The organism is Acaryochloris sp. CCMEE 5410 (genome assembly GCF_000238775.2).
GTDB lineage: Bacteria > Cyanobacteriota > Cyanobacteriia > Thermosynechococcales > Thermosynechococcaceae > Acaryochloris.
In genome coordinates this window covers 729424-756019 of sequence record NZ_AFEJ02000002.1, presented here as the reverse complement: position 1 = coordinate 756019, position 26596 = coordinate 729424, and the positions used below count along the sequence as shown (strand labels likewise).

Annotated in this window: 28 protein-coding genes; 18 read left to right on the top strand and 10 right to left on the bottom strand. The window is 47.5% G+C overall.

Annotated elements, in window-relative coordinates; all coding sequences use genetic code 11:
* Positions 1 to 187 precede the first annotated feature (187 nt).
* The 6 genes from nfi to ON05_RS24275 all read left to right on the top strand — a co-directional run bounded on the left by nfi (position 188) and on the right by ON05_RS24275 (position 5374).
* Positions 188 to 877 carry a deoxyribonuclease V gene (nfi, locus tag ON05_RS24300; protein WP_010469950.1) on the top strand — a complete coding sequence of 230 codons (690 nt, stop codon included), beginning with the start codon at positions 188 to 190 and terminating at the stop codon, positions 875 to 877.
* Between the two features lie 1005 nt (positions 878 to 1882).
* Positions 1883 to 2131, top strand: coding sequence for a hypothetical protein (locus ON05_RS24295; RefSeq protein ID WP_010469952.1), 249 nt, complete (start codon positions 1883 to 1885; stop codon positions 2129 to 2131).
* 218 nt (positions 2132 to 2349) lie between these two features.
* Entirely contained in the window at positions 2350 to 2838 is a 489-nt protein-coding gene (locus ON05_RS24290; RefSeq protein WP_010469954.1) for a hypothetical protein, read from the top strand.
* Between the two features lie 471 nt (positions 2839 to 3309).
* On the top strand, positions 3310 to 3687 hold the full coding sequence (locus tag ON05_RS24285; RefSeq protein ID WP_010469956.1) for a hypothetical protein: 378 nt from the start codon (positions 3310 to 3312) through the stop codon (positions 3685 to 3687).
* A gap of 67 nt (positions 3688 to 3754) precedes the next feature.
* Positions 3755 to 4156 carry a hypothetical protein gene (locus ON05_RS24280; RefSeq protein ID WP_139025618.1) on the top strand — a complete coding sequence of 134 codons (402 nt, stop codon included), beginning with the start codon at positions 3755 to 3757 and terminating at the stop codon, positions 4154 to 4156.
* Positions 4157 to 4284: 128 nt separating this feature from the next.
* Positions 4285 to 5374 (top strand): ISAs1 family transposase gene (locus ON05_RS24275; RefSeq protein ID WP_262561039.1). Its coding sequence is split into 2 segments (ribosomal slippage): positions 4285 to 4824 and positions 4826 to 5374, totalling 1089 coding nucleotides; the frame shifts between segments, so codons are not numbered across the junction.
* A gap of 342 nt (positions 5375 to 5716) precedes the next feature.
* Here the strand turns inward: ON05_RS24275 and ON05_RS24270 are convergent.
* Entirely contained in the window at positions 5717 to 5908 is a 192-nt protein-coding gene (locus ON05_RS24270) for a hypothetical protein (RefSeq protein ID WP_010468553.1), read from the bottom strand.
* 57 nt (positions 5909 to 5965) lie between these two features.
* Between ON05_RS24270 and ON05_RS24265 the strand changes: the two genes are divergently transcribed.
* The 3 genes from ON05_RS24265 to ON05_RS24255 all read left to right on the top strand — a co-directional run bounded on the left by ON05_RS24265 (position 5966) and on the right by ON05_RS24255 (position 10754).
* On the top strand, positions 5966 to 6340 hold the full coding sequence (locus tag ON05_RS24265) for a hypothetical protein (RefSeq protein ID WP_050857416.1): 375 nt from the start codon (positions 5966 to 5968) through the stop codon (positions 6338 to 6340).
* A gap of 292 nt (positions 6341 to 6632) precedes the next feature.
* The gene (locus ON05_RS24260; RefSeq protein WP_010468559.1) at positions 6633 to 7730 is read left to right on the top strand and encodes a DUF4268 domain-containing protein; all 1098 of its coding nucleotides are present in this window, start codon (positions 6633 to 6635) and stop codon (positions 7728 to 7730) included.
* Between the two features lie 84 nt (positions 7731 to 7814).
* Positions 7815 to 10754 (top strand): UPF0182 family protein, encoded by a 2940-nt coding sequence (locus ON05_RS24255; protein ID WP_010468561.1) that lies wholly within the window; start codon positions 7815 to 7817, stop codon positions 10752 to 10754.
* 71 nt (positions 10755 to 10825) lie between these two features.
* Here the strand turns inward: ON05_RS24255 and ON05_RS24250 are convergent, their stop codons facing one another.
* The 5 genes from ON05_RS24250 to ON05_RS24230 form a co-directional block, all read right to left on the bottom strand.
* Entirely contained in the window at positions 10826 to 11788 is a 963-nt protein-coding gene (locus ON05_RS24250) for a methylenetetrahydrofolate reductase (RefSeq protein WP_039778657.1), read from the bottom strand.
* A gap of 175 nt (positions 11789 to 11963) precedes the next feature.
* Positions 11964 to 12509: a DUF192 domain-containing protein gene (locus ON05_RS24245; RefSeq protein ID WP_010468564.1), complete on the bottom strand. Its 546-nt coding sequence runs from the start codon at positions 12507 to 12509 to the stop codon at positions 11964 to 11966.
* Positions 12490 to 13197: a response regulator transcription factor NblR gene (gene nblR / locus ON05_RS24240; RefSeq protein WP_010468566.1), complete on the bottom strand. Its 708-nt coding sequence runs from the start codon at positions 13195 to 13197 to the stop codon at positions 12490 to 12492. Before nblR ends, ON05_RS24245 begins: the two co-directional genes overlap by 20 nt.
* Entirely contained in the window at positions 13198 to 13812 is a 615-nt protein-coding gene (locus ON05_RS24235; protein ID WP_010468568.1) for a hypothetical protein, read from the bottom strand.
* Positions 13813 to 14324: 512 nt separating this feature from the next.
* On the bottom strand, positions 14325 to 14828 hold the full coding sequence (locus ON05_RS24230) for a hypothetical protein (RefSeq protein ID WP_010468573.1): 504 nt from the start codon (positions 14826 to 14828) through the stop codon (positions 14325 to 14327).
* A gap of 317 nt (positions 14829 to 15145) precedes the next feature.
* On the opposite strand from ON05_RS24230, the gene ON05_RS24225 reads away from it, so the two are divergent.
* The 3 genes from ON05_RS24225 (at position 15146) to ON05_RS24215 (ending at position 17114) form a co-directional block, all read left to right on the top strand.
* Complete coding sequence (locus tag ON05_RS24225; RefSeq protein WP_010468575.1) at positions 15146 to 15688, top strand: NADPH-dependent FMN reductase; 543 nt, start codon at positions 15146 to 15148, stop codon at positions 15686 to 15688.
* Positions 15689 to 15865: 177 nt separating this feature from the next.
* Positions 15866 to 16783 carry a cation diffusion facilitator family transporter gene (locus ON05_RS24220; protein ID WP_029314954.1) on the top strand — a complete coding sequence of 306 codons (918 nt, stop codon included), beginning with the start codon at positions 15866 to 15868 and terminating at the stop codon, positions 16781 to 16783.
* A 25-nt stretch (positions 16784 to 16808) separates the two neighbouring features.
* Positions 16809 to 17114, top strand: coding sequence for a hypothetical protein (locus ON05_RS24215; RefSeq protein ID WP_010468579.1), 306 nt, complete (start codon positions 16809 to 16811; stop codon positions 17112 to 17114).
* On the opposite strand, the gene ON05_RS24210 is transcribed toward ON05_RS24215, so the two are convergent.
* A complete protein-coding gene (locus ON05_RS24210; RefSeq protein WP_010468581.1) occupies positions 17111 to 18316 on the bottom strand; it encodes a glycosyltransferase in 1206 nt (401 codons plus the stop codon). The genes ON05_RS24215 and ON05_RS24210 overlap by 4 nt on opposite strands.
* Before the next feature lie 235 nt (positions 18317 to 18551).
* Between ON05_RS24210 and rfbD the strand changes: the two genes are divergently transcribed.
* The gene (gene rfbD / locus ON05_RS24205; protein WP_010468583.1) at positions 18552 to 19466 is read left to right on the top strand and encodes a dTDP-4-dehydrorhamnose reductase; all 915 of its coding nucleotides are present in this window, start codon (positions 18552 to 18554) and stop codon (positions 19464 to 19466) included.
* Here rfbD and msrP read toward each other — a convergent pair.
* Positions 19443 to 20450 carry a protein-methionine-sulfoxide reductase catalytic subunit MsrP gene (gene msrP, locus ON05_RS24200; protein ID WP_010468585.1) on the bottom strand — a complete coding sequence of 336 codons (1008 nt, stop codon included), beginning with the start codon at positions 20448 to 20450 and terminating at the stop codon, positions 19443 to 19445. The two genes, rfbD and msrP, sit on opposite strands and share 24 nt — an antisense overlap.
* A 256-nt stretch (positions 20451 to 20706) precedes the next feature.
* Here msrP and ON05_RS24195 point away from each other — a divergent pair, with 256 nt between their 5' ends.
* From ON05_RS24195 to ON05_RS24185, 3 genes are all read left to right on the top strand, one after another.
* Complete coding sequence (locus tag ON05_RS24195) at positions 20707 to 21633, top strand: cell division protein FtsQ/DivIB (RefSeq protein WP_010468587.1); 927 nt, start codon at positions 20707 to 20709, stop codon at positions 21631 to 21633.
* 206 nt (positions 21634 to 21839) lie between these two features.
* A complete protein-coding gene (ftsZ, locus tag ON05_RS24190) occupies positions 21840 to 23114 on the top strand; it encodes a cell division protein FtsZ (protein ID WP_071826329.1) in 1275 nt (424 codons plus the stop codon).
* A gap of 130 nt (positions 23115 to 23244) precedes the next feature.
* Positions 23245 to 24240 carry a ribose-phosphate pyrophosphokinase gene (locus tag ON05_RS24185; RefSeq protein ID WP_010468589.1) on the top strand — a complete coding sequence of 332 codons (996 nt, stop codon included), beginning with the start codon at positions 23245 to 23247 and terminating at the stop codon, positions 24238 to 24240.
* 24 nt (positions 24241 to 24264) lie between these two features.
* Here the strand turns inward: ON05_RS24185 and ON05_RS24180 are convergent, their stop codons facing one another.
* Positions 24265 to 24711 (bottom strand): DUF3531 family protein, encoded by a 447-nt coding sequence (locus ON05_RS24180; RefSeq protein WP_010468590.1) that lies wholly within the window; start codon positions 24709 to 24711, stop codon positions 24265 to 24267.
* A 163-nt stretch (positions 24712 to 24874) separates the two neighbouring features.
* On the opposite strand from ON05_RS24180, the gene ON05_RS24175 reads away from it, so the two are divergent.
* Both ON05_RS24175 and ON05_RS24170 read left to right on the top strand, forming a co-directional pair.
* Positions 24875 to 25543 (top strand): ABC transporter ATP-binding protein, encoded by a 669-nt coding sequence (locus tag ON05_RS24175; RefSeq protein ID WP_010468591.1) that lies wholly within the window; start codon positions 24875 to 24877, stop codon positions 25541 to 25543.
* 109 nt (positions 25544 to 25652) lie between these two features.
* Positions 25653 to 26291, top strand: a complete 639-nt coding sequence (locus ON05_RS24170; RefSeq protein WP_012161435.1) for a Crp/Fnr family transcriptional regulator — start codon at positions 25653 to 25655, stop codon at positions 26289 to 26291.
* On the opposite strand, the gene ON05_RS24165 is transcribed toward ON05_RS24170, so the two are convergent.
* A complete protein-coding gene (locus ON05_RS24165; protein ID WP_010468593.1) occupies positions 26260 to 26517 on the bottom strand; it encodes a hypothetical protein in 258 nt (85 codons plus the stop codon). The two genes, ON05_RS24170 and ON05_RS24165, sit on opposite strands and share 32 nt — an antisense overlap.
* Positions 26518 to 26596: the final 79 nt, after the last annotated feature.

Here is a 26596-nt window from a genome sequence, read left to right as displayed (position 1 = left end):
TATGGATTTATTTAGACCGTTACTTTTAGTCATAATTCTTTTCTTCTTAACAGTGGTTATGTGCGCATTAGGCAGTCTAATCGCCGTTGCTAACCCTTTACTTTTCATTTTGGGAATCATGGGCGGTATGCTCGGAGCCCTGATGGTGATGGACTTTATTGATACCCACTGGCTTCATAAGTGGTAAGTGCGAGTTCCTAAGATTGAGAATTGGCCCCAAACGGCTCAAGACGCTATTCAACTTCAAAAACAACTTTGTTCCCAGGTCATCCCCACTGACGACTTTAATGAGGTGCGCTTTGTCGCGGGAGTGGATGTCGGGTTTGAAGACCAAGGTAAAACGACTCGCGCTGCGATCGCAGTTCTGACTTGGCCAGAGCTAAAACTCCACGAAACGACGATTGCTCGCCAACCCACTTCGTTCCCCTACATTCCAGGCTTGCTATCGTTTCGAGAAATTCCAACGGTTTTAGCAGCCTTAGCCCAAATTCAAACCACCCCGGATTTGCTGCTTTGTGATGGTCAGGGGCTTGCCCACCCCCGACGTTTTGGGATTGCCTGCCATTTAGGTGTGCTGGTGGATCTACCTGCGATTGGTGTAGCCAAATCACGTTTAGTGGGAAAGCACGAGCCTGTAGATCAAACCCGAGGGAATTGGCAGCCCTTAATCGACAAGGATGAACGGATTGGGGCAGTCCTCCGCACCCGCCCCAAAACAAAGCCCCTGTATATTTCTTTGGGGCATCGGATAAGTTTGGACTGTGCCATTGAATATGTGATGAGCTGTACCACCCGCTATCGGCTACCGGAGACTACCCGTTGGGCCGATAAGTTAGCGTCTTCAAAAATCCCTCCCAACCCTGAACAGAGGAGTTAAAAGCTCCTGGTTGAGCGAAGTCGTAGTCTTTTACTCCAGGTGTCTTCCAGATTTAGGCAACGTTTTTCAGAAGAATCCTACAATTCTTTTACAGAAAATTTACCTTGACTATAAGATTTATACGTAAAGAGTGCGAATAAAGAGAAGTATTCACTACTCATGTCCCATATATCTATCCAATTAAGTCATATTATTCGACATATATACTGCCAACGGCTGAGGGATTAACATTTCAGATTGAGCTATAACTCTCTCTACCAAGGAATTTGAAGCTCATCTAAAAAGTAAACTTTCAACTCGTTCGGAGTATAGCATCTAGTTTCTTTTGGAAGGGTATTTTTGACACTCGACGTATAACCATAGTTATCCAACTCAACAATCGGAAATGGAACCACATCGCGAATATCACTACGTCGGCCCGCCCGAAATTCGCGATACTGCCCGCACTCAGCCGTCTGGTAAGCCAATACACAGTGTAGATGACCTATCTACGTGGCTCAGTGCTGATCCAACCGAACGCACCCTGGACGGAAGTTCGATCGCAACATTCACCGTTGGAGTAGATCAAACGCTAAGAGTTGCACCTCGCCGGTCCGAACACGTTGCATGCGCGGCTGGTGGACCTGTTCTTGCGGCAGGTGAAATCACGATTGATCGTAACTGCGAGGTCGTCGAAATCTCAAACCAATCCACTGGATTTTGTCCTGAACCTGAATCATGGATGCTTGTTGAATCCGTACTCAACTGCATCGGCATCAAACATCCCGGCCGATTCACGAGTACTGTTATCTTTCGGCGGTGTCCTAAATGCAACGAACGTAATATCGTGAAAGACTCGTGGTACTATTGCCAATTTTGCGATGCTAAACTACCCGATACTTGGAACTTCTCGCCAGCGGAAAATGCGGTGTGACAACGGGTTGAACAGGAGTTCTCAAAAATGCGTGGTCTGAAGTCAATGTCTTCTGTTCCGGCCTGGTTAATCCAGATGATAGGCAACTAACTATGATTAACGCCACTGATAGCCCGATCAACTGGGCTCTTTTGCTCTACGAACTGGATGATGCGAAGGAACATATTGAGTCGCTGATGAGCCAGATGGCAGAGCAGGGTCAAATTGATGAGATTGACTTCAAAATCCAGATAGCCCACGTCTACGCTCACCTAAACCGAAGCTGGAACACTCGAAATCTTGCTGATGATACCGCTGAAGAAAGATCTTCGGCGTTTCCGAACGACTTGGAGCCTATCTAACGAAACTGAGGTGTCGGCTAGCAACACCCAGGTCCTATGCAATGGGCATTTGGGATATTAACGACGAAGTCAGTATCTACCAAAGAAATTGTTTGGACTGTGAATTGCGATCTTAATAAACGAATTACGGTGGCTTAGATCGACACTGTCCACGAAATATCAATTAATCGATAGTGTGGAATGGCGCAGAGATAGAAATGTTGGAACAGGTATAGAACATGACTTGGAAGGTCATTGATAGAAAGATTGGGCGAGCCGGTGGGGTAAAAAGGAGAGAGGCCCGACAACGCGATTGGGATAAAAAATATGGTGAGGGGAATTGGGCGATTGGGTATGTGATAGATGGTGAGTTTGTCGATCAAGATACAGCTCTAGATACAATTTACTACCAGAGTTATGTTGAACATTTTGAAAATAATCAACATGATTTACGAGAATTAGTAACGTTAGCTAAAGTACTACGCAATCCTCATGCTGAAGCAACGACAGGGGTTGATCTGCAAGTACCAGCAATCATGGAATATCTGAAGCGACATGAGATCACGTTAGAAGGAGAAGATGTGGTCGATATAGGTACATGGCAGGGACAATGTTCGCATCCAATTAGTGTCAGACTAAGCCCGCTAACGATTAGGTGTTGTATAAAATCGAAGATGACATTGGAGAACTTCTGGCAAAGCAAAAAATGCTTAGCAATTTGGGAATGAAGCAAATAGGCTCAAAATTGACCATGCATAACCATGTGCAGTAATAAAAGTTTGGTGGGCCTGCGACACTCATTCGGGAAAACGAACCAGATAATTCTAGTTGCCCTTCAGAGCTTTCCTGATCTAAGTATCGTTTCTTCACTCGTCCCAAATGATCAATTTATTGATGTTGTTGATAAAACTATTTTTTATGAGATGGTTACTTCAGGTTTGTGAATAGCGAGAAGTGTTAACTGCCAATATGCCGCAAACCTATACAGATAAGGCATATTATCTGATACATGGTATTAAATCTTTCCGAAGATGATGTTAATCACCAATTGAAATTCAATACCAAACTTAATTAGCAAACACCTGAAATGATCATACCTATCATATTGTCAGGCGTAAATTTTGACTCCTTGATACTGAACGCCCCAAAGTCGTATGAGAAAAGACTCCGATCTATTAGTGTTTACGATGCATTCGAAAATGGGCTTTATCAATGGCAGTCGTTACACAGACAACGATCTTCAAAAAATACCAAAGAATACAGTATTTCTCAGACTTGAGAACTCCTTCATATCTGATGCCGGTGTGGTTGCTATGCCTCAATTAGATCAAATTCGATGCATTGACTTTGATGGTTGCAACATCACTAACAAATCCCTTTACAGGGTAGCGACTTTCCATTCTTTGGAAGAACTTTGGCTTGAGGACACTCAAGTAAATGACTCCGGAATCATGCTTCTGGGGAAGTTAAAATCCCTAAAATACCTATCCGTTTTAAATACCCAAGTATCTTCAAAAGTTGCACAGCATCTGAAAAAAAGCAATCCAGATCTACTGGTAGATTATGAAATTGAGTAGGTTAAATGGGTGGCGCGATCGATCATCGCAAAAATTGCTGCCTAATGAGTAGTTAAATTCAGAGCATATGGCTGATATTTACGAATTTGTTGGAAGGGAGTTTGATTGGTTTGCTATCGATTCCAGTAGGTGTATAGCACTGTTCTCAACGGCAGGTATAGGTTATATCCCTCACGCAGTCATGAAATTTTTCTCTGAGCATGATGAAATATCTCAGTCGATTGATTCTCCCAATTGGGGGAGTTCTTCTGTTTGGGATGACTATGCAAAACTGGGACTATACGTTTACGACTGGAACTTGAATGAAGGCCCCTATGTCCGTGTTTGTATTCCAGAAATTCAAGCTGAAGCAAAATTGATACAAATGGTTGATAGCTTAGTAGCTCTGCCAAAATTTACAGGGAAATTTGATGATGTTCAAGAATTTGAAGATTTAGGTAGTTGGCATGATATTGACTCGCAAGTCTAATCCCTTCTGAATAATGGCTTATATTTTACTCTGACACTTTCGAATATATGCATACACTCGACCAGGGTTGTTTTACGTTCCTCCTAGAAAAAATAGGATGGTTCTACTGACCAACAGTAGAGAGACCGATGAGCCATCTAATCGATACTTTGAAGCAAGTCCCGGATTTCCGCAGTGCCCATGGCCGTATTCATCCGTTATGGCTGCTGTTGCTATTGATGGTGATGGGCATGCTTGCTGGATATCAAGGGTACCGTCCGTTAGAAACCTTTGTGAGCGATTATCGCCAGCCTTTAAGTGAGCTATTGGGGCTTGAGAGCCTCGAAGTTCCGTCTCACTGTACCTTTCGTCGAGTGATGAAGGGGCTTGACTTCCAAGCGTTGAGCCACCAATTTGAAGCATGGATGCTCTCGAAAGCCCAGACTCACTCTCCCGATAATTATGCAGCCTCCATTGATGGCAAACGGATTCGTCAGGGGCTGACAGATGCCAAGGGGAAGCAGCGTTTTGTAGGGTTGGTGAGTTTATTTGCGGTGGAAGCAGGCATCACCCTCAAGCTCGAAGCCCTCACTCAGGAGGATAATAGCGAAATCAAAGTCGTCCAGGCTTTGTTGGAAACCCTTCAACTCGATGGCTTGCTGATTACCATGGATGCCTTACACGCCCAAAAAAACACTTGAGAAGATTGTGGCCTCGGGTAACGACTATCTTGTGGCGGTCAAATCCAATCAGGGAAGACTTTACGACCACCTCCAGACTTACTTTGAGTGTCTTAAACCCATGGCTGAGCACATCCACTCCGCCCAAAGTAGAGGACGAGATGAACATCGGTGTATACAGGTTTATGAGCCTGTCGGCATAGCCCTACAAGAATGGGAGGCAATTCGCTCTGTGCTTTGTGTCCAACGATGGGGCACTCGCAAAGGAAAGGAGTATCACAATACGGCCTATTACATCAGTTCAGCTGCCACCTCACCCCAGCATTGGCAATCTCTGGTCCGAGAACATTGGGGCATTGAAAATCGGTTGCATTGGCCGAAGGATGTTGTTTTTGGCGAAGATGATTATCGACTCGAAGATGAACAAGCACTGCTCAATTGGTCAGTGCTTAGAACTATTGGGATTAATATCCTGCGGCTAAACGACTATCAATCCCTCAAAACCGCGATGACTAAGCTTGCTAATCGGGTCGATATTATTTTTTCGCTGCTAACTTAAAACAGCCCTGTACACTCGACCACTCAGTCATCACTAATCTGGTTTGTACTTGTGGGTATTGCTTACGCTGATGAGACATTTCTTTAACCGATACTGATTCTAGAAAACGAATCAGATAATTCTATTGACCCCGCTCAAAACCAGGGAGATTTTTGAAATAGTTTCTAGATTGGATAAAAGCTGAGATATCCAAAAAGCAAGACGGACAAAGGGATACACTTTTTTGTATGTGGAAGCTAATATCGTAAGCAACCCCTAGCTCCCAACCGTTTTTAACGTGTAACAACTATAGGACGAGTCTTTACGGCTAATCCTAAATCAGCAAGCCAAACTTCACCAGGCTTAGGGTTCATCGAGTAAATCTAAGACTTCTTGATCTATGGTGCGGGAGCGGAGGATGTCTAAGGCATCTTGATCTGCAAGATCAATAATTTCTGTGATTCTCTGCCTTACTTGGTCAACGATATCAGGCTGCCACTCTCGAAGCTTTGTATCTAAATGTTTCGCTAGCGTATCCATGAGCGCACCTACCATTTGGTGTGGCTTCAGCTTAACATCGGAGCAGCCATCCCATTGGGTATTGAGCTAAGCATGCATATTTTCTCCACAGTAAAACCCCAACCTCATTTAGCAGACCCTTCAGATGACCGAGACTTAGAAGCGTTAGGGGTAGAGATTATGACTGATTCTAATGGGGCCATTTTAGTCTTGCTGATTAGATACTACAGCCTAGATCCAGTCAACGTCGAAGGTGATAATCTGTTCTACAGTCTGAAAGAACTAATTGATGAGACTGAGAACTACTATGGGATTCCTCGGGATAAGTGGAGGCTGTCTTCGGAAACAGAAAGTGGCGAGTTGGGTGTAAAAGTAATGGAGGCAGCGAGAAAAATATATCCTTGCGACAGTGAGTCCATAAGATTTTTCCCGACTGACGACGAATACTTTGCCAATAGTGAGAAGTGATTGTCTTAACTGCGTTATTTTTTCGTGCTAAGTTCGAATTCCTGACCGCGCCACCCCGACCCTCGCAAACCAAATACAACATTAAAGCTGAACAACGAATCCGATAAGTCTGGAATGTACATTAGGGATTTGAAGTTGGTACTGTATTTTGAGGTACGTCCCCAAGTTAGATATTGCCGTTGATTTGGCTGATCCGAGGGACTCTATACCCGTTAAGCTATTGAATATTAAGCCCGTTTCCTCCTTGATGTGATTTGACAGTCGGGGAGGATAAATCGTTAGAGCGATACCCATGTCTCCCAAGCACCCCTCCAAGCCCAATTTGGGTCGTCTAGAGAAAGTCGATGTCACCCAATATTGGCAGTCCGCCACTGAGGATTTTGCGCCCTGGCTATGCCATGAGGAGAATATGCAGCTTTTGGGGGAAGCCATTGGCTTGTCTTTGGAAGTGGTTTTAGATGCGCAGCAAATGTGCGATCGCCAAGGGGATTTGCTCTGTCGGCAGGCGGGCACCAAAAACTGGATCTTGATTGGCAGTCAGCTTTGCCCCACCGATGAGCAGCATTTCGGGCAGCTACTGACGGAAGGGGCCGACATTAGTGCAGCAGGCATTATTTGGATTGCCAGTCAGTTTTCGGCAGAACATCTCAAACTGCTCAACTGGCTCAATCAACATGCCCAACCCTCCCTGCAATTTTGGGGCGTAGAAATCGAGCTATGGCAAATTGGCAAAACCGCAATGGCTGCCCAGTTTAATCTGGTCTCACCAGCGGAAGAATCGACTGAAGATGCCCCAGATGACCCCACCGAGTTGGATCTAGAGAGTCAGCTCGAACAACAAGCCGAAGCATTGCCTGATCCTGAGCCAGAGCAGGAGGAGCCAGAACCGGAGCCATTAACAGCAGAACAAGAACAGCATGTCGCGTTTTGGTCGGAACTCTGCGATCAGCTAGAACAACGGGGCAGTGTGGTCAAAGCCGTTGCTCCACCTCCGGATGATCATATTGATTTTGCCATTGGAAGAGCGGGATTTTTGCTCTCTGCCCATTTGAATCGAGAGCATACATCTCTAGCCATTGAGCTGCGGTTATTTGATGAAGATGCCCAAGCCCATTACGAGTTACTCGCTGCGCAACAGGAACAGATTGAATCCGAACTGGGATTTGCCCTGAACTGGGAAAATCTGGTCTCCGAATGTGTCATCTATTGCCCTCTTCCCGAAACAGATATCAATGCCACAGACCAATGGCCAGACTATATTGATTGGCTTTGTGGCGGATTGGAATGTTTTCATCTCACCTTTGCAGATCTGGTGCAGTCTCTGAATGCCGATGACTATCATCGAGGACACCACCATTCAGTTGCTGATGTGTTGAGTTTACCGAGTTAAAGACCTAGACGAAGAATCCTATGCATCGATTTGGGATGAATCCTCTATGATTTGAAAGTTACATGCCAAGAGCGGTTCCTTGTAATGTCCTCTAAGGTTGTTGGTTGGTTGGTTAAAGCTCTACTCCTCGCATTGGGAGTGGTATTTGGTCTAGATCTGCTGGCTCATTTTATTGCTGAGTTTGCCTGGTTCAAAAATCTAGGCTATCTATCCGTCTTTCAAACCCAACTCGCAGTCAGAATGGGGTTATGGGTCTTAGCGTTAGCCAGTACCGGAGGATATCTGGTTGGCAACTTAGTCCTGGCCCGCCGCTGGCGCTACCGTCAACCTGTTGATATCGACAAAACTGAACCCGGTGCTCTTAAGCTGACACAATTACTGCTGGTATTAGTGGGACTAAGCCTGTTGTTGGCGAGTCTGCTGACCCATATTGGTCAGGTAATCATCCAGTTTTGGTATCCCCCCACCGAAATTGCTACGTCCAGTTCTCAGAATCTGCAGCAGTTTACTTTTTCTGCTACGACCGATCTGCTCAAACATTGGTTGCAGATGCCCTGGCAACTGCTGCTAGTCGCTGGTTTCACGGCTTTTTTACTCTGGCATCCTGGATTTGTACTGGGTGCGATCGCACTTTGTCTCAGCCTGGGACTCGGGCTAGTCGCCTCCAACCACTGGACCACCGTTTTAGCCTTTCTGCACGCTACGCCTTTCAAAAACATCGATCCGCTGTTTGGCCATGACATTGGCTTTTATGTCTTTGTTTTACCCCTTTGGGAACTGCTGCGATTTTGGCTGATGGGGGTGACTCTCACCGGATTTATCAGCGTCGCTTTCACCTACCTTTTAGCTGGCGATAGTCTCAGTCAAGGCCGTTTCCCAGGATTCAGTCTGCCTCAGAAAAAGCACCTCTATGGCCTAGGAGGTGCCCTCGCCTTATCCTTGGCTTGGGGCTTTTGGCTAGACCGCTATTCCCTGCTCTATTCCACCCAAGGTATTCTCTATGGGGCCGGGTATACCGACGTTACAGTAGATTTACCCACCAAAACAATTCTCTGTTTTGGCGCAGCCACCATTGCGGTCGTCTTTTTTGGGCGAGCGGTGTTTTCTCGTCCGGCTCGGCGTCCGGTTAAACTCTCCTGGATTCTCAGTTTTTATATCGGCATTGCCGTTGTGGCAGGTTTGATTTTGCCCCGAGGGGTCCAGGCCCTGGTGGTTCAACCCAACGAGCTGGCCCGAGAAGAATCCTATATCGAAAAAAGTATTCAACTGACCAGAGCGGCCTTTGACCTCGACAATATTGAGACCAAAACTTTCCAGCCCAAAGCCGACTTAACCCCCGCCAAGCTCAAGGCCAATGATTCTACATTGCGCAATATTCGCCTATGGGATACCCGACCGCTACTAGAGGCCAATCGACAGCTCCAGCGCATTCGCCTCTACTATGAGTTTCCCAGCGCCGATGTGGATCGCTACACCCTTAAAACATCCCGGCCTGCCAACCCAGACGAAGAAAGCACTGCGCCCCCATCGAGCACCGAAAAACGCCAGGTGCTGGTGGCAGCTCGTGAGCTGGATTATGGCAATGTCCCTCCCGAAGCCCAGACTTGGATTAACCAGCGTCTGATCTATACCCACGGTTACGGCTTTACCCTCAGTCCTGTGAATACGGCTGAGACCAGTGGTTTACCCACTTACTTTGTTAAAGATATTGGTGCGGGAAATAACGAAGGGACCTTACAAACGGCAACCTCAGACATCGCTGCCAGCATTCCTATCAATGTGCCCCGAATCTATTTTGGGGAACTGACTAATACCTACGTGATGACCCGCACCAAGGTACAGGAACTGGACTATCCCAGCGGCAATGATAATCGCTACAACACCTATGACGGCACCGGAGGTGTGGCGATTGGATCTTGGTGGCGGCGAGGGCTATTTTCTCTCTACTTGAGGGATTGGCAGATGCTGTTTACCCAGAATTTCACCCCTCAAACTGAAGTCCTATTTCGCCGCCAAATTAAAGAACGCGTAGAAGAGCTGGCTCCCTTTTTGCGGTTTGATAGCAATCCCTATTTGGTGACAGCCAATGTGGAGGTGGAAGCCTTCAACCGTACCAATAAACCCGCAGTTCCTGGCACTTTATTCTGGGTGATTGATGCCTATACCGTTAGCAATCATTACCCCTATTCCGATCCAGGCAAAGAAAGTTTTAACTACATCCGCAATTCCGTCAAAGTGGTGGTGGATGCCTACAATGGCTCAGTAACCTTCTACAGTGTCGATCTCAACGATCCTATCCTCAAAACCTGGCGGGAAATTTTCCCCCAAATGTTTCAGCCTTTAGCGGCTATGCCCCCCAGTCTGCGCAGCCATACCCGCTACCCCACGGATCTATTTCGAGCCCAATCCCAAAGCCTGCTCACCTACCATATGACCGACCCCCAGGTGTTTTATAACCGGGAGGATCAATGGCGGGTCCCCAATGAAATTTATGGTGAGAAAAGTCAGCTGGTTAAGCCCTATTACCTAACGATGAAGTTGCCAGAGGCAGATAAAGAAGAATTTATTTTGCTCTATCCCTTTACCCCAGTTCGCAGGAACAACTTGATTGCCTGGTTAGCAGCCCGGTCTGATGGTGAAAACTATGGCAAACGGCTGCTCTACCAATTCCCTAAACGAGAACTCATTTTTGGCCCAGAACAAATTGAAGCGCTGATCAATCAGGATCCTGTTATTTCTCAACGAATTTCTCTCTGGAATCGACAGGGGTCACGGGTGATTCAGGGAAATTTACTGATTATTCCCATTGAAGACTCGCTGCTTTATGTGGAGCCGTTATATCTAGAAGCAGAAGAAAATAGCGTACCGATTCTGGCCAGGGTGATCGTCGTTTATGAAAACAAAATTGTGATGGCCAAAACCCTAGACCAAGGACTGGCTGGTATTTTTCAGACTGATGGACAGGAGACGGAAGCTATTGTCCGCCCCGTTGATACTGAAGAATTAGCCCCTCCAGCATCTTAAGAATGGCAAGGGTGACTTCAAAGGTGAACTATCGTTTGGTTCCCATAACCACAGACAGGAAAATTGAAAATCTATGAGATGGTTTGAGTTTTTCTTACAGGTGTAACGCCTGCCTGCTCCAGTATTTGGGGAATTAAGTCTTCTCGACGGACCGCCATCATATGGACCCCCTGGCAGAGTTGACGGGCCTGTTGGACTTGCTCAGCTGCGATCGCAATTCCTTCTTGCAGTGGATCGGTGGCTTTGTCCAAACGGTTGATGATAGCGTCAGGGATATTAACCCCAGGAACACACCTATTAATAAATTGGGCATTCTTTGCGGATTTAAGTAGAAAAATACCGGCCAATATTGGTTTTTTGGCAGGCGCAGCAATTTCTGTCATAAATTTTTCCAGGCGATCAAAGTCAACGATCAATTGACTTTGGAAAAATTCAGCTCCCGCCATTACTTTCTTCTCAAATCTGCTTTGTAGCCCTGACCAGCTTGCCAATTGCGGATCAACAGCGGCACCCACTAAGAGCTGGGTTGGGCCATCAGGGAGGGGCTTTTCATTCCCATCCAGGCCATTATTGAGCTGGCGAATGATATTCAGCAAGCGGACGGACTCTAGATCGAATACCCCTTTTGCTTTAGGGAAATCTCCTGCCTTGATGGGATCTCCCGTCAGGGCCAGGATGTTGTGAATCCCCAAGGCATGGGCTCCCATCAGATCCGCTTGGAGGGCAATCCGGTTGCGATCGCGGCAGGCCATCTGACAAATCGGTTCAATTCCGTGCTGTCGCAAGATAGCAGCAACGGCTAAAGAGCTCATTCTGAGAACTGCTCGACTACCGTCAGTAATATTAACTGCATGAACCCAATCTTTGAGGTGGAGGGCCTGGTCCAGCATATGCTGGATAGAACCACCTTTAGGAGGCATCACCTCTGCGGTCACTAAAAACTCTCCAGCATGAATTGCAGCCTGGAATCGATGTGCAATCGGGGAGGATAGCTGTTCAGATAGATCATGAACAGGAGCAATAGGAGAGGTCATAAAAGATTCACAGGTTAGCAATAAAGGGTGACTTTATACCTATAAAAAACAGGTATGAAAAATAAATAGGTATGAAAAAAATTTAAATCAGTTTCAATACTTGTATCATCCTGACGAGCATGCTTGCCAACCGTCAAGTTACAATCACCAGATTTTGGGGCTATTCTGCAAAATTTTACGATTCAGGGGAAACAGGCTGAATCGGGATGAGATCGCCTGTCTGAATCCCAAGCTCAGCTGCTCTTCCCCCCCGAAGCTCAATCACTTGATCAATGATTTCGCCTTGAGGTCCATAGGTGGGACAAGGAATGGATTGACAGGGTGGAGCACTATGTTGAATGGCAATGACCTTCCCCTGGCGCAAAAAAATCATATCCAAATCAATTAGGACATTTTTCATCCAAAAGCTGACAGTTTGAGGGGGGCTGAATGGAAATAACATGCCACGATTATCGGCCAAACTGTCTCGGCTCATTAATCCCGTCGCTTGCTGCTGGCGAGTTTGGGCAACTTCCAATTCCACCACGTAGTCTTTGATTTGGGCTTGGGCCGTTATGGGTAACCGTTGCCCAGGGGTAGCAGCTACCGCTACGGAGGGTTTGGGTTGGGGAGTTGTTGCCTCTGTCGCTTGGTTCAGGGGTTGACACCCCAGCATCAGGACCCCAGCAATTAGGCCAAACAGGTGTAATATTCGATGTTGATTAGGCTTCTCGGAGGACATATCCAACTCCACGAACAGTATGAATAAGACGTTTTTCAGGGGCGACCTGCACCTTGAGCCGCAAATAGCGGATGTAGACTTCAATCACATTCGACTCCCCCCGAAAATCGAATCCCCAAACATGTTCTAAAATTTGCTCACGGGTTAATGTTTCCCGAGGATGCTCCATTAGATATCTCAACAGCTCAAATTCTTTCATGGTCAGTTCTATGGTTCTGCTTCTCCGTTGAGCACGACGGGTAGCTAAATCGAGCTGTAGATCTTGAAAGCTGAGGACTGTCGTTGGTAAACCAGACTCTGATTGAAGATACAGATTCACCCGCTGCAACAGCATGTCTCCCGTATAGGGGCTCAGGACATAATCATCCGCCCCAGCCTCTAAGCAGGCGATTCGGTCTTCCAGGGTATCTTTATCCATCAAGAGTATCAGGGGAATTCTAACCCCCTCAGCTCTCAACTGACGACAGAGCTGTACCCCCGATTGTTCCGAAATCTGCTGATCAATCATGGCTAATGTGGGTGCTTGGGTTTTGCATTGTGCGATCGCATCCCCTGCATCCCCAACCACCATGACATTAAAACCCTGGGCTAGAAACGTATCACGCAAGCGCTGAGACACCTCGGGTTGATCGATCACCAGCAAAACATGGGGCAGATTTCCTGGCATCACCCGTGACAGGTCAGACATTTAGTCTTCTCGAAACGAATCATCAAACTCATCCCAGTTGTCATCCGCTTCCGGTCGTTGGGGTGGTTTGATCACGCGATATTCCGCATCAAAGACGGATTCTCGCTGACTGCTCTGCTGGGCAAATTCAGGATCGCGATAGCTATAGGAATAGGCCGAGTCCCGTTTTTCCCAAGGAGGGGTTGGATCGTCATAGTCATCCTCTTCGGGATAGTCAACCGGATCGTCATAGTAGTCCGGCTCATCGTCAAAGAAGGAATCAGCGGGTTGAGTATTCCACTCCGTCGCAACGGGTTCATCCCAATCTGAATACCCAGAAGAGTAGCTCTCCCGTTCTGTTTTTGGTTTAGCCGGACGCTTAAAGGGAGACCGTTGGGCTGAGGAACGACGTCTCGCCTTGCGAGAGGGGGCAGAGGTCGCAGAGAGAATGGCAAATAAACCAAGGCTGAGGAGAGCACCGATCACAACGGCTGCAGCAATCCAAAGTCCCAAAGGTAGGGGTTGCGATCTCATTCCCAAAAACACCAGCGCCAAAGTTGGACTTTGATTTTGGATCAGGACCGCAACCACACCCAGTAGGATACCGATCATCGTCACTATTCGAGCCAAGACCATCACAAGGACTTCCTTCCCATTGCACTTTCATTCTATTCTCTCGCTAGCGCATGTGAATCAGCCCTATTAATCCTCTGGGTTAAGGCTATTGAAGAGATTCACTGATACTTTATTTCTTCCACTAACCTTTTGAGTAATTCTTCAGGGGAGATCTTGCTGAGCTGATCCGAAAAACCGTTGATGTTAACCCGTATCGCTCGCTCTAAAACAGGGATGATCAGAACTAGGCCGGGACCTTCTGCACGGTGCGGTTTCTTTCCTCGAAAAATCACTACTCGTTCCGTATATTTGCAAATGACCACGGACTTTATCATGAAAACTACTGGCACGACCAAAACCAGAATGAATGTTATTTCCATAGTGATGAAACCCGATTTACGTGTGATAACGGTTTTATCTTGGCCTTCTTTCTATCCACCAATTATTCCAAATCATGGATGAGCACTTTTTGCCTATGCAGATTTTTTGGCGTTACTAAATACCAAGCCTATTGTTCGTTTGGATATTGAAATTTACTGCGAAGCGGAATTGAGAGATTCTCTCAGATCACCACGATCACCAATGGTAAGAATTAAGTTGATGGGCAGACTTGGGCAGCACAAGCCATCACTATCACCATAGCCAAAACCAGATAGAACCAGAGCCTGATTTTCATGCCTCAAGGTTGTAAATAGACGATCACCTTTGCCTCCGACTCTCTTAAAGGAAATGAGGCGATATTTATTGGGGGCTTTGCCCAGCCTCAGGTCTTCATTGATGCCATAGACAGCAACATATTGGGTATTGGTATTGCCACCCGCCCAACCTCCCATACTCATCAAAACAGCAACCCCTGACTTGAACCCTAAAGATGGATAGCCAGGGATTTCAACCACTTGAGAGTGCTCAGGGTAGAATTTGGCATATCCATCACTCAGCATCTTGCTCAAAGCAACGGACTCTTGGGCGAGATCTGCTGGCAACGCCATCAGCTGAGTTGGGTATGAAACACTAAACATCGTCAGCAGAATCGCCATACCAAGTCTTCTTTTCCTTCCTTTTCCCATCTCACAGAAAATTATCCTTAACTACTGCAACTGAATCTCTCAGACCTCAGCAATATCAGCATGGGCCGTTCATTTCCCCCACCGTGTCTTTTTCCTAAATATCATCTCCTATCAACGCATCCCTTCCCCCCACCTGTCGGTGACCCACACCACCCTCCCTAGCCTAAGATGGGGTCTTACCTCCCACAGCACCATAGGAGGACCCATTTCCCCCGATCACGGCAAGAAAAACCAACCCAGTATCAGTTTCGTTACACTCTGAGTAATCCTCTGTGAGTGAAATACCCATGACCAAAATTGTTGGCATTGGCGGTAGCCTCAGAACCGCTTCTTACAGCATGATGGCCTTAGAACTAGCAGCCGAGCGAGTTCAAGCCCTGGGGGCTGATATTCAAATCTTGGATCTGAGAACCATGACTCTGCCCTTTTGTGATGGGGGCAAAGACTATTCAGAGTTTCCAGACGTTCATGTCCTGCAAGAGGTCGTCACTGCAGCCGACGGTTTAATCTTGGCCACCCCGGAATATCATGGCAGTGTCAGTGGGGTGATTAAGAATGCCCTGGACTTAATGGGGTTTACAGAACTGGGCGGCAAAGTCACTGGATTAATCAGTGTTTTGGGGGGACAGCCCAATAGCAATGCCCTTAACGAAATGCGACTAATTATGCGGTGGGTTCACGCATGGGTCATTCCAGAACAAATTGCCATTGGTCAAGCTTGGCGGGCTTTTGATGAAGACGGCAAATTAATGGATGACAAACTAGCCGAACGGTTAGATTCATTTGCCCAAAGTTTGGTTACCAATACCCAAAAACTGAGTCAAAAATAGTATCAAAACTAACCTTAGAATCTGTATAAGAGTGGAAAAGTGGGGCAAGCCAGGGCACTATTGTTAGTGACCCATCTCGGTGATGGGAAAAACCATTTTTAGGGCTGTGGAAGCTTGCAGACTATCTTCCACCATGGCCCACCCTTCAAACGGAACTAGCGACTCAACTTCACTTTTATGTCTAACGCGCATTCATCTAAGGTTTCAATCTATGCAGCCATGGCTGCCAATATTGCCATTGGCATCGCTAAGTTTATCGGTGCCGGAATTAGCGGCAGCTCAGCCATGCTATCGGAAGGGATTCATTCTGTGGTGGATTCCACCAATGAAGTGCTATTGCTTTACGGTCTTCATAAGAGTGAAACGGGGCCAGATGAACAGCATCCCTTGGGTTATGGACAAGAGCTTTATTTCTGGTCTTTGATCGTTGCTGTTTTAATCTTTGCCTTAGGCGGAGGCCTTTCCATTTTTGAAGGCATTACGAGCATGCAAGTGCAGGCCCCGGCCCACGATCCTAGGCTCAGCTATATCGTCTTGGCCGCCTCCGCTGTATTTGAGGGAATCGCTTTATTCGTCTCGATTCGTGAGTTTAATAAATCCACCCCGAAAACCTCCAATAGTTTCTGGAAAACCTTAAGCAACAGCAAAGATCCAAGCTCGTTTATTGTTATTTTTGAAGACTGTGCTGCGTTGATTGGTCTAGGGGTGGCCTTTATCGGCGTATTTATGACCGAACTGAAGGGCAATTCTATCTACGACAGTATTGCCTCCATTATCATCGGGCTATTGCTAACCGTGGTTGCCGTTGTGCTGGTTATTGAAACCAAAGGCTTACTCATTGGTGAAAGTGCTTCACCAGAAACCCGCGAAAGCATCAAACAAATTGTTAAATCGGATGATGCCGTCACTCGCATGGAGTCCCCCATCACCCTCCACTTTGGTCCCCAAGATATAATGTTGGCCATGAACATCGAATTTAGGGATGACCTCTCTTCCGATGAAATCGAAGCGGCTACCCGCCGTATTGAGCGCAAAATCCGAGAATCCCACACAGAAGTAAAGCGAATTTTTCTAGAAGCAGCTTCTGTAGTCTGACAAGCACTATCTAGGGAGCTAGGTGATGAGTCCCCAGCCTTTCCAACCGCCAGACGAATTTGAGTCTTTACTGTCAACTCAACACCGAACGAACACTGATCTGGAACGAGATTTAGCTGAATTATCAGAAGATAGTCGTCGGGCGGTAGCAGATAACCAACGAACGATGCAGAAATTTTTTGGAATTCTGTTGGTGGTTGGGTTAGCGCTGGGAGCGGTCACCGCCGTTGGGGTCGTGCATTTTATCCAGTGGTTGCGCTCAACGACAAACTCCGAACCTCAACCGCCTAACCAGAGCTGGGTGGATACTTCTGAGCGTTTTAGAATCTAAGACCGATTCGCTGCAAATAATTGAGAGAGTTTCTCTACCTCTGTTTCGATGTTGTGATCCGCAAGTACCCGTTCAGCCCCAACTTGCCCCATTTCCTGGAGTTGGGCCGTACTGGTGGCTAAACTAACTTGAATCGCATCCTTTAAAGCTGTAACTGAGCCCGCTGGAATCAACCAGCCATGACTAGGTTCTACTAATTCAGGGATGCCTGCAATATAGGTAGAAATTACAGGACGTCTCAGAGCTAAAGCTTCCATTAAAACCACGGGTAAACCTTCTGCAAAGCTCGGTAAAACTTTAACTTTGGCCCCTAGTAAATAGTTCCGAATATGGATACTACTCACCCATCCTGTGATGGTAACTACCTTTTCTAAATGTGCTGCGGCAATGGCGGATTCTATGGCAGCGCGGGATTCACCATCTCCGACCAAAGTCAGCTTGATTTCGACCCCCTCTTGGATTAACTGGGAAACAGCCTCAACCAGCAAAAGTTGCCCTTTTGCAGGACAAAGACGACCAATGCAAACGATATGAGGCGTTTCTGGCAGCGCGGTTGGAGGTTGGTGCAAAAATAATCGATCTAAACCACAGCGAACGATGTGAATTTTGGACCAATGTTGAGGGTTACTCCAACGGTAGAGTTGGCTTTGGCCAAAGGAGCTAACTGCCACCACAAAATCAGCATGGGCAACCTTGGTCGCTAAGTGGAGAATCTGGGGTTTATCAAATTCGTCGGGACCATGCACCGTAAAGCTATAGGAAGGTCCACCCAAGGCATGACACAACATGGCAACGGCAGCAGGGTTCGTGCCGAAGTGGGCATGGACATGGTCAACCCCTGCAACGCCTAGCCAAAATAGGAAAACACTTGCTTCTGCTAAATAGATAAAGTGCCGCCACAAGCCACGATCAGAATGCCAACCAATCTTAAGGGTTAACCCCAGAGCTTTAACAAAGGCAAGGGGGCGGCTAAACATGACCCAAATCAATGCTAAAACAAGCCCCAAGACGCCAACGGACAGCAGGACTTGAGTCTTATCTAGCTCTGCCACATCATCGGGATCGATGAGCTGATCAGGACAGGGACGAATGGAATAACGGCGAATATTCAACCCCTGGGCTTCTAAGGCCAAAATTTCACGGCGAATAAAGCTATGACTGACCTTGGGGTATTGATTAATCAGATAAGCAACCGTAGTCATAATTGGGCCAGCAATGGTAGTCCTAGACTACCCTGGGGAGCAATTTTTCTTGCGCTGTGTATGGGGATGAACGATCTGAAGTAACATCAGCTCCAGCACCTTTCATTCACATACTACTGTGGTAGAGAAATATCACGTAGTGATTTGGATCTGTACCTTCTTCTTTGAAGTGGCTAATAGATATCTACTCTTTGGACAAGATAGGATCCGTGTTAGTGCACGATAGGAATTCCCCATGGCAAAGTCCCGTATTCTTCTGCTTGGTGCACAAGGACAATTAGGCCAAGAATTACAAAAAACGTTGCCAACGATGGGTGAACTGATTGCTGTGGGAAAAGAGGCGGCCGATCTGGCTGTCCCTGAACAATTACACAAAGCGATCCTACCCGTTCAACCAGACATTATCGTTAATGCCGCAGCTTATACGGCGGTTGACCAGGCTGAGTCAGAGGTTGAATTAGCTCATACAGTAAATCAAAAAGCCCCCACAGTCTTAGCCGACATCGCTAAGACTGTGGGGGCTTTACTCGTCCATATTTCGACCGACTATGTGTTTGATGGGACTCAAAGCCATCCTTATACTGAATCCGATTCTCCTAATCCTCAAAGTGTCTATGGTCATTCAAAATGGCAAGGGGAAGAGGGCATTCGCCATATCTGGAATCAGCATATTATTTTAAGGACGGCCTGGGTTTACGGTACCCAAGGCAAAGGTAATTTTGTGAAAACGATGTTGCGACTCGGCAGGGAGCGATCAGAAGTGCGGGTTGTGGATGATCAAGTTGGTGCGCCCACATGGGCCAAGGAGATTGGAGATGCGATCGCAACCCTGATTCACCACTGGTCCACCTCAGATCCGGCCACCCAAGCAGACCTGTATGGCACCTACCATTTCACCAACCGTGGGGTCGCCAGCTGGTATGATTTCGCCGTTGCTATCTTTGCTGAAGCCCAAGCCCTGGGTGTTCCCCTTCAAATCGAACGGGTTATCCCCATTACCACGCCGGAATATCCGCTACCTGCCCCAAGACCTGCCTACTCCGTTTTGAGCAACAGCAAAATCACCCCTATTCTGGGCAAACCGGCCCCTCACTGGCGACAGTCCTTACGCCAGATGTTGCAGGAATTAGTTCAAGACGCCTCCATATAATGGAGCCACTTCCGGGTAGCCGTTATAAATTAACGTGGGCTGTCGTTTCCACACCGCTGGATGCACCCCGGTGCCAATCAAACGCTCTTCGGCTTGGGACCAACGAGGATGGGGAATATTCGGGTTAACATTCGCTTCAAACCCATATTCATCTGGCGCTAGGGTATTCCAAAAGGTGGGAGGCTGAAAGTTCATAAACTCAATTTTGACAATGGATTTTGCCCCCTTGAATCCATATTTCCAGGGAGTGACCATTCGGATCGGTGCGCCATGCTGTTTGGGGAGCAGATGGCCATAAATCCCCACCGCAAAAAAGGCTAAGTCATGGGCCATTTCATCAATCCGCAAGCTTTCGGTGTAAGGCCAGGGCAATCCACTGGAATCCGTAAAGCCACCGGGACCAGGGGTAATCTGCGGATCGTAGTAAGAGGTAAAGCGCACAAACTTGGCATTGGACTTGGGATCGACGTCTTGTATTAGCGATCGCATCGGGAATCCCAGCCACGGCACCACCATGGCCCAAGCTTCTACACATCTAAATCGGTAGATCCGTTCCTCTAGGGGGAATTTCTGGGTCAAATCATCCAAATCATAGGTCTGAGGCCGATTCACCAGCCCCGTCACCTCCAACTTCCAAGGATCCGTCGGCAGTGCTTGAGCCGCTTGCCAAATATCTTTTGTCCCGCCAAATTCATAGAAATTGTTATAGCGACTCGTTTTCGCCTCAGGCGTCACCGTCAATCCCTGTCCAGAATAGATGGGAGACCGTTTGACATTAGGAAGCTGGCCTTGAGGTAACGTTGCCTGGAGGTCCGGCTCAATCTCGCTATCTGACCGAGAGCAGCTAATGCTGGGAAAGACGGTTGCACCAATGCCAAAGCCAATCATATTTTTTAGAAATCGTCGCCGATGCCAATAAGCCGTTTCTGAAGTGATCGGCTGCGATTCGTTCTGCCAAGGCTTAGGAATGCGAATAAGAACCATGAAGTGGACCTGATAGCGGGATATTTGTATCTTTCCCGCTCGCTGCAATACATCAACTACAAACGGGCATCGACCCCGGACCTCTAGCTTAGCGAAGTCAGAGAGCCTAGCGAATCCCCACCATAATCGTTATGCTCTTGCCAGCACGAATCAGGCAGTTTTTAATTGAAAAGATGCCCTAAACATTCGTTTCATCCAATGATTCCGAAGATCATCGATATCTTCAAAAGTCCAGCCCCTCTAATCTTTGAGCAACATGACTGATTCAACCCCCGAACCTCAAATCGTCAATATCAGAGATCGACAGCAGCAGCTCATTCGCCAGCGCAAACAAAATTTTCGGCGCGGTGCTTGGCGGACATTGATCATCTTAGGCATGACGGTAGGATTGGGATGGGCAGTCTGCCAACCTGAATGGCAAATTCAACAATCGAATCAAGTCACCCTAACGGGGAATGAAGCCATCGACAGCCAGACCCTGGAACACCTGATGGTGCTACAATTTCCGACTTCTCTAATTCGCTTTCAGCCTCAAACCTTGATTGCTCAGTTGAAAAACAACGCCCATGTTAGCCATGTGATTGTGACGCGGAAGCTGTTTCCTCCTAGGGTCAATGTGGTCGTGCGAGAATTACCCCCGGTGGCCATGACGGAATGTAAAGGATGCACCCTCGTCCTAAAGCCTGGTCAAGCTGATTCCACCACCTTGGGGCCGGCCAATGTTTGGTTATTAGATCAGCGGGGCGTCGTTCTACCCGCTGATAGTTATCCCAAACTGGAAAAACCCCATCAACTTCCCAAACTCACCTTAAAAGGCTATTTACAACCTGAAGCCAATGAGGACACTTCAGACAATTCCCCTGTCGATTCAGCGACGCAACTTGTTTCCATTGACCGTCAAAAACAACAACAATGGCTGCAGATGTACGCCTCAATGGAGACGAGTCCCGTTCAGATTAAACATCTCAATTGGGAAAACCCCAATAAACTGATGTTGCAAACCAAATTGGGCCAGATTCATATTGGTCCATTTAGTGACAATTTTGATCGGCAACTTCAGGCCTTAGATGAAATGCGAACCTTGCCTAAATCTGTCGATCCGAAGCAGATTGTTTACATTGACATCCAGAATCCTGAAAGTCCCGTTCTAGAATTACGGAAGCAACCCCAACCCAGTCCTTAACCTTAAGAAAAACTTCTGTTTTTCTAAAACCTAGTGAAACGGGTTTTTACCCGTCAGAATCAAGAGGTTTACAGCCAATATCGCTCAATTGGTTTTTGGAGGAACTTGTCCTATAGTTGAGTAACGAAGATTGCCCATCCTTTTTTTGCTGTTCATAACTAGTCAAAATGGCGCCTGCAGATCAAACCTTTACAGATTCCCTATTCATGAATGAAAATGACGACCGCCTGAATGGTGGGCCTGTGGATCAATTAGGGGGAACGGGGGAAAGTTCTGACGCAGCGTCTCAGGATAGTTTAGAGAATATTTTTGACTTTGAAGATAGCGCTCCCCCATCTGCACCCCGTAAGGATGTGAGTATGGAAGACGACAATATTGTTCGACATGGTGCAGCCACCATTAAAGTGATTGGGGTTGGCGGCGGTGGCGGGAATGCCGTTAATCGCATGATCGCCAGTAACGTCTCAGGGGTGGAATTCTGGTCGATTAATACCGACGCCCAATCCTTAACTCAATCCTCTGCAGCAAAGCGTCTTCAGGTGGGCCAAAAGCTCACCCGTGGTCTCGGGGCAGGCGGCAACCCTGCCATTGGCCAAAAAGCAGCAGAAGAATCTCGCGATGATATTGCTGCAGCCCTAGCCGGTTCTGATCTAGTCTTTATTACTTGCGGCATGGGAGGGGGTACTGGAACCGGTGCGGCCCCCATTATTGCTGAAATTGCCAAAGAGATGGGAGCACTCACTGTAGGGGTAGTTACTCGTCCCTTTACGTTTGAGGGACGGCGTCGCAGCCATCAAGCTGAGGAAGGCATCGCTGCCTTGCAAACTCGGGTTGACACACTCATTATGATCCCCAACGATAAGATTCTGTCGGTCATTGCTGAACAAACCCCTGTGCAGGAAGCCTTTCAGACTGCAGATGATGTTCTTCGGCAAGGTGTTCAGGGTATTTCCGATATTATTAACGTCCCCGGCTTGGTGAATGTGGACTTTGCAGACGTCAAAGCGATCATGGCAGATGCAGGCTCAGCCATGATGGGCATTGGTGTGGGATCGGGTAAATCTCGGGCAAAGGAAGCTGCGATCGCAGCCATTGATTCTCCCCTATTAGATGCCTCAATTCGAGGAGCGAAAGGAGTGGTCTTTAATATTACCGGTGGCCATGATTTATCCCTTCATGAGGTGAATACCGCAGCCGAAACCATCTACGAAGTCGTCGATGCCAGTGCCAATATTATCTTCGGTGCCGTCATTGATGAGTCCCTTCAAGGTGAGATCAAAATGACCGTGATTGCCACGGGTTTTTCCAGCGATGCCGGGACTCCACCTCGTAAATCAGAAGCAAAACCCAAAGCAAAAGCCGCCGCGCCCACCCAACAGCAAAAAGCAGCCCCCAAAACCGTCACTCAGCGACCTCCCACACGAGGGGGAAATCTCGATATCCCCGATTTCCTACAAAAGCGCCGTCCAGGTCGTTCCTAAGCTTTTTTACCTAGTACTTGAGGGATATTAGGATCCCTCGGAGGAATTTAATTAAAACTCACAATTTTCAACCGTACTAAGGGCAATTTGGGATGCTAAGATTGCCTAGAATGTGTTTTGGGGACTCGTAGTGATCCGTCCTGCAACTCTAACTCTGCAACCTCCTCTGCCTCTGGTTGCTGAGAATAATCGGCTGAAAATCTTCTCCGGTTCTGCCAATGTTTCCCTGGCCCAAGAAGTGGCCCGCTACCTAGGCGTTGATCTGGGCCCCATGGTTCGCAAGCGCTTTGCTGATGGCGAACTGTATGTCCAAATTCAAGAATCAATTCGGGGTTGTGATGTCTATTTGATCCAACCCACCTGCCACCCCGTCAATGACAATTTGATGGAGTTGCTGATTATTATTGATGCCTGTCGACGGGCTTCTGCCAGGCAAATTACGGCAGTGCTGCCTTACTACGGATATTCAAGGGCCGATCGGAAGACAGCCGGTCGAGAATCCATTACGGCCAAGTTGGTCGCCAACTTAATTACCCAAGCAGGAGCCAGTCGCGTTCTAGCGATGGATTTACACTCCGCTCAGATTCAAGGCTATTTTGATATTCCGGTGGATCATGTTTATGGGTCTCCCGTGCTCTTGGATTACTTAGCCCGGAAAGAATTGCCTGACCTAGTGGTTGTTTCCCCTGATGTGGGGGGTGTCGCTAGAGCCCGTGCCTTCGCTAAGAAACTAGATGATGCCCCATTAGCCATTATTGATAAACGCCGCCAAGCCCATAATGTGGCCGAAGTGATGAATGTGGTCGGTGATGTCAAAGGGAAAACGGCCGTTTTAGTGGATGACATGATTGACACGGCAGGCACCATCTCCGCTGGAGCCAAACTACTGCGAGAAGAAGGGGCTCGCCAGGTTTATGCTTGTGCAACCCATGCCATTTTCTCCCCCCCTGCGGTGGAGCGTTTATCCGTAACGGGGCTGTTCGAAGAGGTGCTGGTCACCAATACCACCCCGATCCCCCCAGAGCGTCATTTCCCCCAACTGCGAGTCTTATCCGTGGCTAGTCTACTAGGTGAGACCATCTGGCGGGTGCATGAAGATAGTTCTGTGAGTAGCATGTTCCGCTAGCTGCTAGACTCGTTTGCGCTTTTTTTAAGGCTCTTGGTAGAACCGATCCCGATGTTCTGGCAGGGGCCAATCTTCGTTTTCACCCCCGATCAATAGCTGCTTAATTTCGATAAACTCTGTGTTGAATTGCTGCAAGGCATTGAGTAGGACATCTAGTGCGATCGCATCGCTAGTACCCAAATCAAACCAGCACCGTGCCCAGCAGCCTTCATACTCAATCTCCCCCATATTGTGCATTAGAGCCATCAAATTGCCATCTTTAGCTTCTAGTTCATACTGGAGATAGCTCAATTCATAGCCAGCATCTTGCACCTGTAAATTCTCGGCATTAAACCCCCCCAATTTCCCCAGAAAAAACCAGGAATCAAAGACTTCTTCTAAGTATTGTTTCTCCTGTTCCGACAAGACGGTTTCAAATTCTAGCCAAAGCCATAAATCAAACGAATTAAATTCACGAAACTGAATGTTCATAGACTAAAAACAACACGACGAGCCAGAAGATTAACAAGAGCCGCTTCTTTGTCCCCTAGGGTCAGCAAGTAACATCTTCTCGATTGGGCATGCTGATATAAAGGGGAATGGTACAACCCTCAAACCTGCTCCTGATTGTAGTTGATTGCATTACGCTAAAAGAATGCTTCGATTAAAACAACTCCTTTATCATCCAGCGGCAACTTCAACTGCAATTCTCAAGGCAGTCACTTTGGAACTCCCGCCTCAACAGCTGGGGCTAGTGATTGGTCCGAGCGGTTCCGGGAAAAGTACCCTGTTAGAAATAGTGGCGGGCTTAGCGGCACCGACCTCCGGTGACCTCTATTGGCGTCAGCAAGAACTCAAACCCAATAATCTACAGCAGCTGGCCGGTCTAGTCTTTCAATTCCCAGAGCGGCATTTTTGCGGGGGCACCATTCTGGAGGAATTACGCATTGGTCACCCCGAACTAGGATCAGAACAGGTCCATCAAGCCCTATCGGAAGTAGGGTTAGGGGACCTATCTCTTTTTACGTCTCCTCAATCCTTGAGTGGTGGTCAACAGAGGCGTTTGGCTTTGGCAGTCCAGTTAATTCGTCAGCCTCATCTTCTACTTCTAGATGAGCCCACCGCAGGCCTCGATTGGTCTATGCGACAGCAGCTGGTGGCCCTGCTAGGGAAACTCAAACAGCATTGGAGCTTATTGATTGTCACCCATGATCCGGCAGAACTCGTCAGTATTGCCGATCGATGTTGGACTTTAAACCAGGGGCAACTGGCCACGGTCGATCCGGCTTCTTTACAAGCGAAGACCTCGGTGGCATCCCTATAGAATTTTTATGGGGCAGAGCTTAATCTGTTCACAACCCCGAATTTACCTGTGCTTTAGCAGTGTCTCTTAGTCTGTAGTCAGATCACTACACCTCATTCATTGCTAATAGATGCTGCAAACTCAGGTATCCGTGTCGCCAGCTCCAACCGATTGGCGTCAAGTTTTTGAAGAAGCTTATCAGGGACGACATACATATGACTTCAAAAGTGGAAGCACTATACCCATGGGACCGCAGGACCTATGGATTGTTTGTCGAGGAATTGTGCAATTAGGGACCTTGTTCGCATCTGGTGATGAAGCTGTTTTAGGTTTTGTCTACCCAGCAATGCCCTTTGGTTTGCCCTTAACACAGCTGAATCCCTACGAAGCGTTCGCCCTGACTGATGTTGTTCTAATGCGTCTCAATCAGGTGGAGCTAGAAAGTTCCCCATTATTAGCCCAGGGTGTTCTCCAGCAATTGAGTCGGCGATTGCAGCAAACCGAGGCCATCTTAGCGATGATCAGCCAACGACGGGTATACGATCGCTTAGTGCAGCTGTTATTGATGCTGAAACAGGAAGTAGGACATGTAACGCCGGATGGTGTGCGTTTAGAGGTGCGCTTGACCCATCAACAGCTCGCTAACCTGCTAGGCACAACACGAGTGACGATTACCCGATTGTTAGGACTGTTGCGTCAAGAGGGATGGCTAACCATTGATCGAACTCGGCACTTTGTCATTGCTGATGCCCCCTCTGAAAGCCTGTAGGTAGCCGCCCATCCCAATCTTTGCTGGATGGCTTCTGATCCAAACGCGTTGATTGTTCCAAAGCCCCTTTCTCTTTGGCTCGTTGGTCATAGGGGTGGAGCTGTTCAAGTATCCATCCTGTCAATAAGCACAAATTATCGAGGGTCACTCCCCACATCAGCATATCGATGCACCAGGTTTGTTGGGCCTGTTCCAGACAAGGGGGGTGACCTACTAAGGTGGACATCTCTTCCGTCCCATCTCATTGTGTGAAAGGCGATAGGAGCTTATATTCGAGAGAGAATATCAGTGCCTGCTTGAATATG

Excerpts from the sequence above, each read along its gene's own strand:
- nblR (WP_010468566.1), bottom strand. The coding sequence starts at position 13,197 with ATGTCTGACCTGTCACGGGTGATGCCAGGAAATCTGCCCCATGTTTTG.
- ON05_RS24250 (WP_039778657.1), bottom strand. The coding sequence starts at position 11,788 with ATGACCTCTCCTATTGCTCCTGTTCATGATCTATCTGAACAGCTATCC.
- ON05_RS24215 (WP_010468579.1), top strand. The coding sequence starts at position 16,809 with ATGAGTCCCCAGCCTTTCCAACCGCCAGACGAATTTGAGTCTTTACTG.
- ON05_RS24255 (WP_010468561.1), top strand. The coding sequence starts at position 7,815 with ATGTCCTCTAAGGTTGTTGGTTGGTTGGTTAAAGCTCTACTCCTCGCA.
- ON05_RS24270 (WP_010468553.1), bottom strand. The coding sequence starts at position 5,908 with ATGGTAGGTGCGCTCATGGATACGCTAGCGAAACATTTAGATACAAAG.
- ON05_RS24225 (WP_010468575.1), top strand. The coding sequence starts at position 15,146 with ATGACCAAAATTGTTGGCATTGGCGGTAGCCTCAGAACCGCTTCTTAC.
- ON05_RS24235 (WP_010468568.1), bottom strand. The coding sequence starts at position 13,812 with ATGGTCTTGGCTCGAATAGTGACGATGATCGGTATCCTACTGGGTGTG.
- ON05_RS24220 (WP_029314954.1), top strand. The coding sequence starts at position 15,866 with ATGTCTAACGCGCATTCATCTAAGGTTTCAATCTATGCAGCCATGGCT.
- ON05_RS24260 (WP_010468559.1), top strand. The coding sequence starts at position 6,633 with ATGTCTCCCAAGCACCCCTCCAAGCCCAATTTGGGTCGTCTAGAGAAA.
- ON05_RS24175 (WP_010468591.1), top strand. The coding sequence starts at position 24,875 with ATGCTTCGATTAAAACAACTCCTTTATCATCCAGCGGCAACTTCAACT.
- ON05_RS24165 (WP_010468593.1), bottom strand. The coding sequence starts at position 26,517 with ATGTCCACCTTAGTAGGTCACCCCCCTTGTCTGGAACAGGCCCAACAA.
- ON05_RS24265 (WP_050857416.1), top strand. The coding sequence starts at position 5,966 with ATGCATATTTTCTCCACAGTAAAACCCCAACCTCATTTAGCAGACCCT.
- rfbD (WP_010468583.1), top strand. The coding sequence starts at position 18,552 with ATGGCAAAGTCCCGTATTCTTCTGCTTGGTGCACAAGGACAATTAGGC.
- ON05_RS24285 (WP_010469956.1), top strand. The coding sequence starts at position 3,310 with ATGGGCTTTATCAATGGCAGTCGTTACACAGACAACGATCTTCAAAAA.
- ON05_RS24230 (WP_010468573.1), bottom strand. The coding sequence starts at position 14,828 with ATGGCGATTCTGCTGACGATGTTTAGTGTTTCATACCCAACTCAGCTG.
- ON05_RS24295 (WP_010469952.1), top strand. The coding sequence starts at position 1,883 with ATGATTAACGCCACTGATAGCCCGATCAACTGGGCTCTTTTGCTCTAC.
- ftsZ (WP_071826329.1), top strand. The coding sequence starts at position 21,840 with ATGAATGAAAATGACGACCGCCTGAATGGTGGGCCTGTGGATCAATTA.
- ON05_RS24210 (WP_010468581.1), bottom strand. The coding sequence starts at position 18,316 with ATGACTACGGTTGCTTATCTGATTAATCAATACCCCAAGGTCAGTCAT.
- ON05_RS24280 (WP_139025618.1), top strand. The coding sequence starts at position 3,755 with ATGGCTGATATTTACGAATTTGTTGGAAGGGAGTTTGATTGGTTTGCT.
- ON05_RS24290 (WP_010469954.1), top strand. The coding sequence starts at position 2,350 with ATGACTTGGAAGGTCATTGATAGAAAGATTGGGCGAGCCGGTGGGGTA.
- ON05_RS24180 (WP_010468590.1), bottom strand. The coding sequence starts at position 24,711 with ATGAACATTCAGTTTCGTGAATTTAATTCGTTTGATTTATGGCTTTGG.
- ON05_RS24170 (WP_012161435.1), top strand. The coding sequence starts at position 25,653 with ATGCTGCAAACTCAGGTATCCGTGTCGCCAGCTCCAACCGATTGGCGT.
- ON05_RS24245 (WP_010468564.1), bottom strand. The coding sequence starts at position 12,509 with ATGTCCTCCGAGAAGCCTAATCAACATCGAATATTACACCTGTTTGGC.
- ON05_RS24195 (WP_010468587.1), top strand. The coding sequence starts at position 20,707 with ATGACTGATTCAACCCCCGAACCTCAAATCGTCAATATCAGAGATCGA.
- msrP (WP_010468585.1), bottom strand. The coding sequence starts at position 20,450 with ATGGTTCTTATTCGCATTCCTAAGCCTTGGCAGAACGAATCGCAGCCG.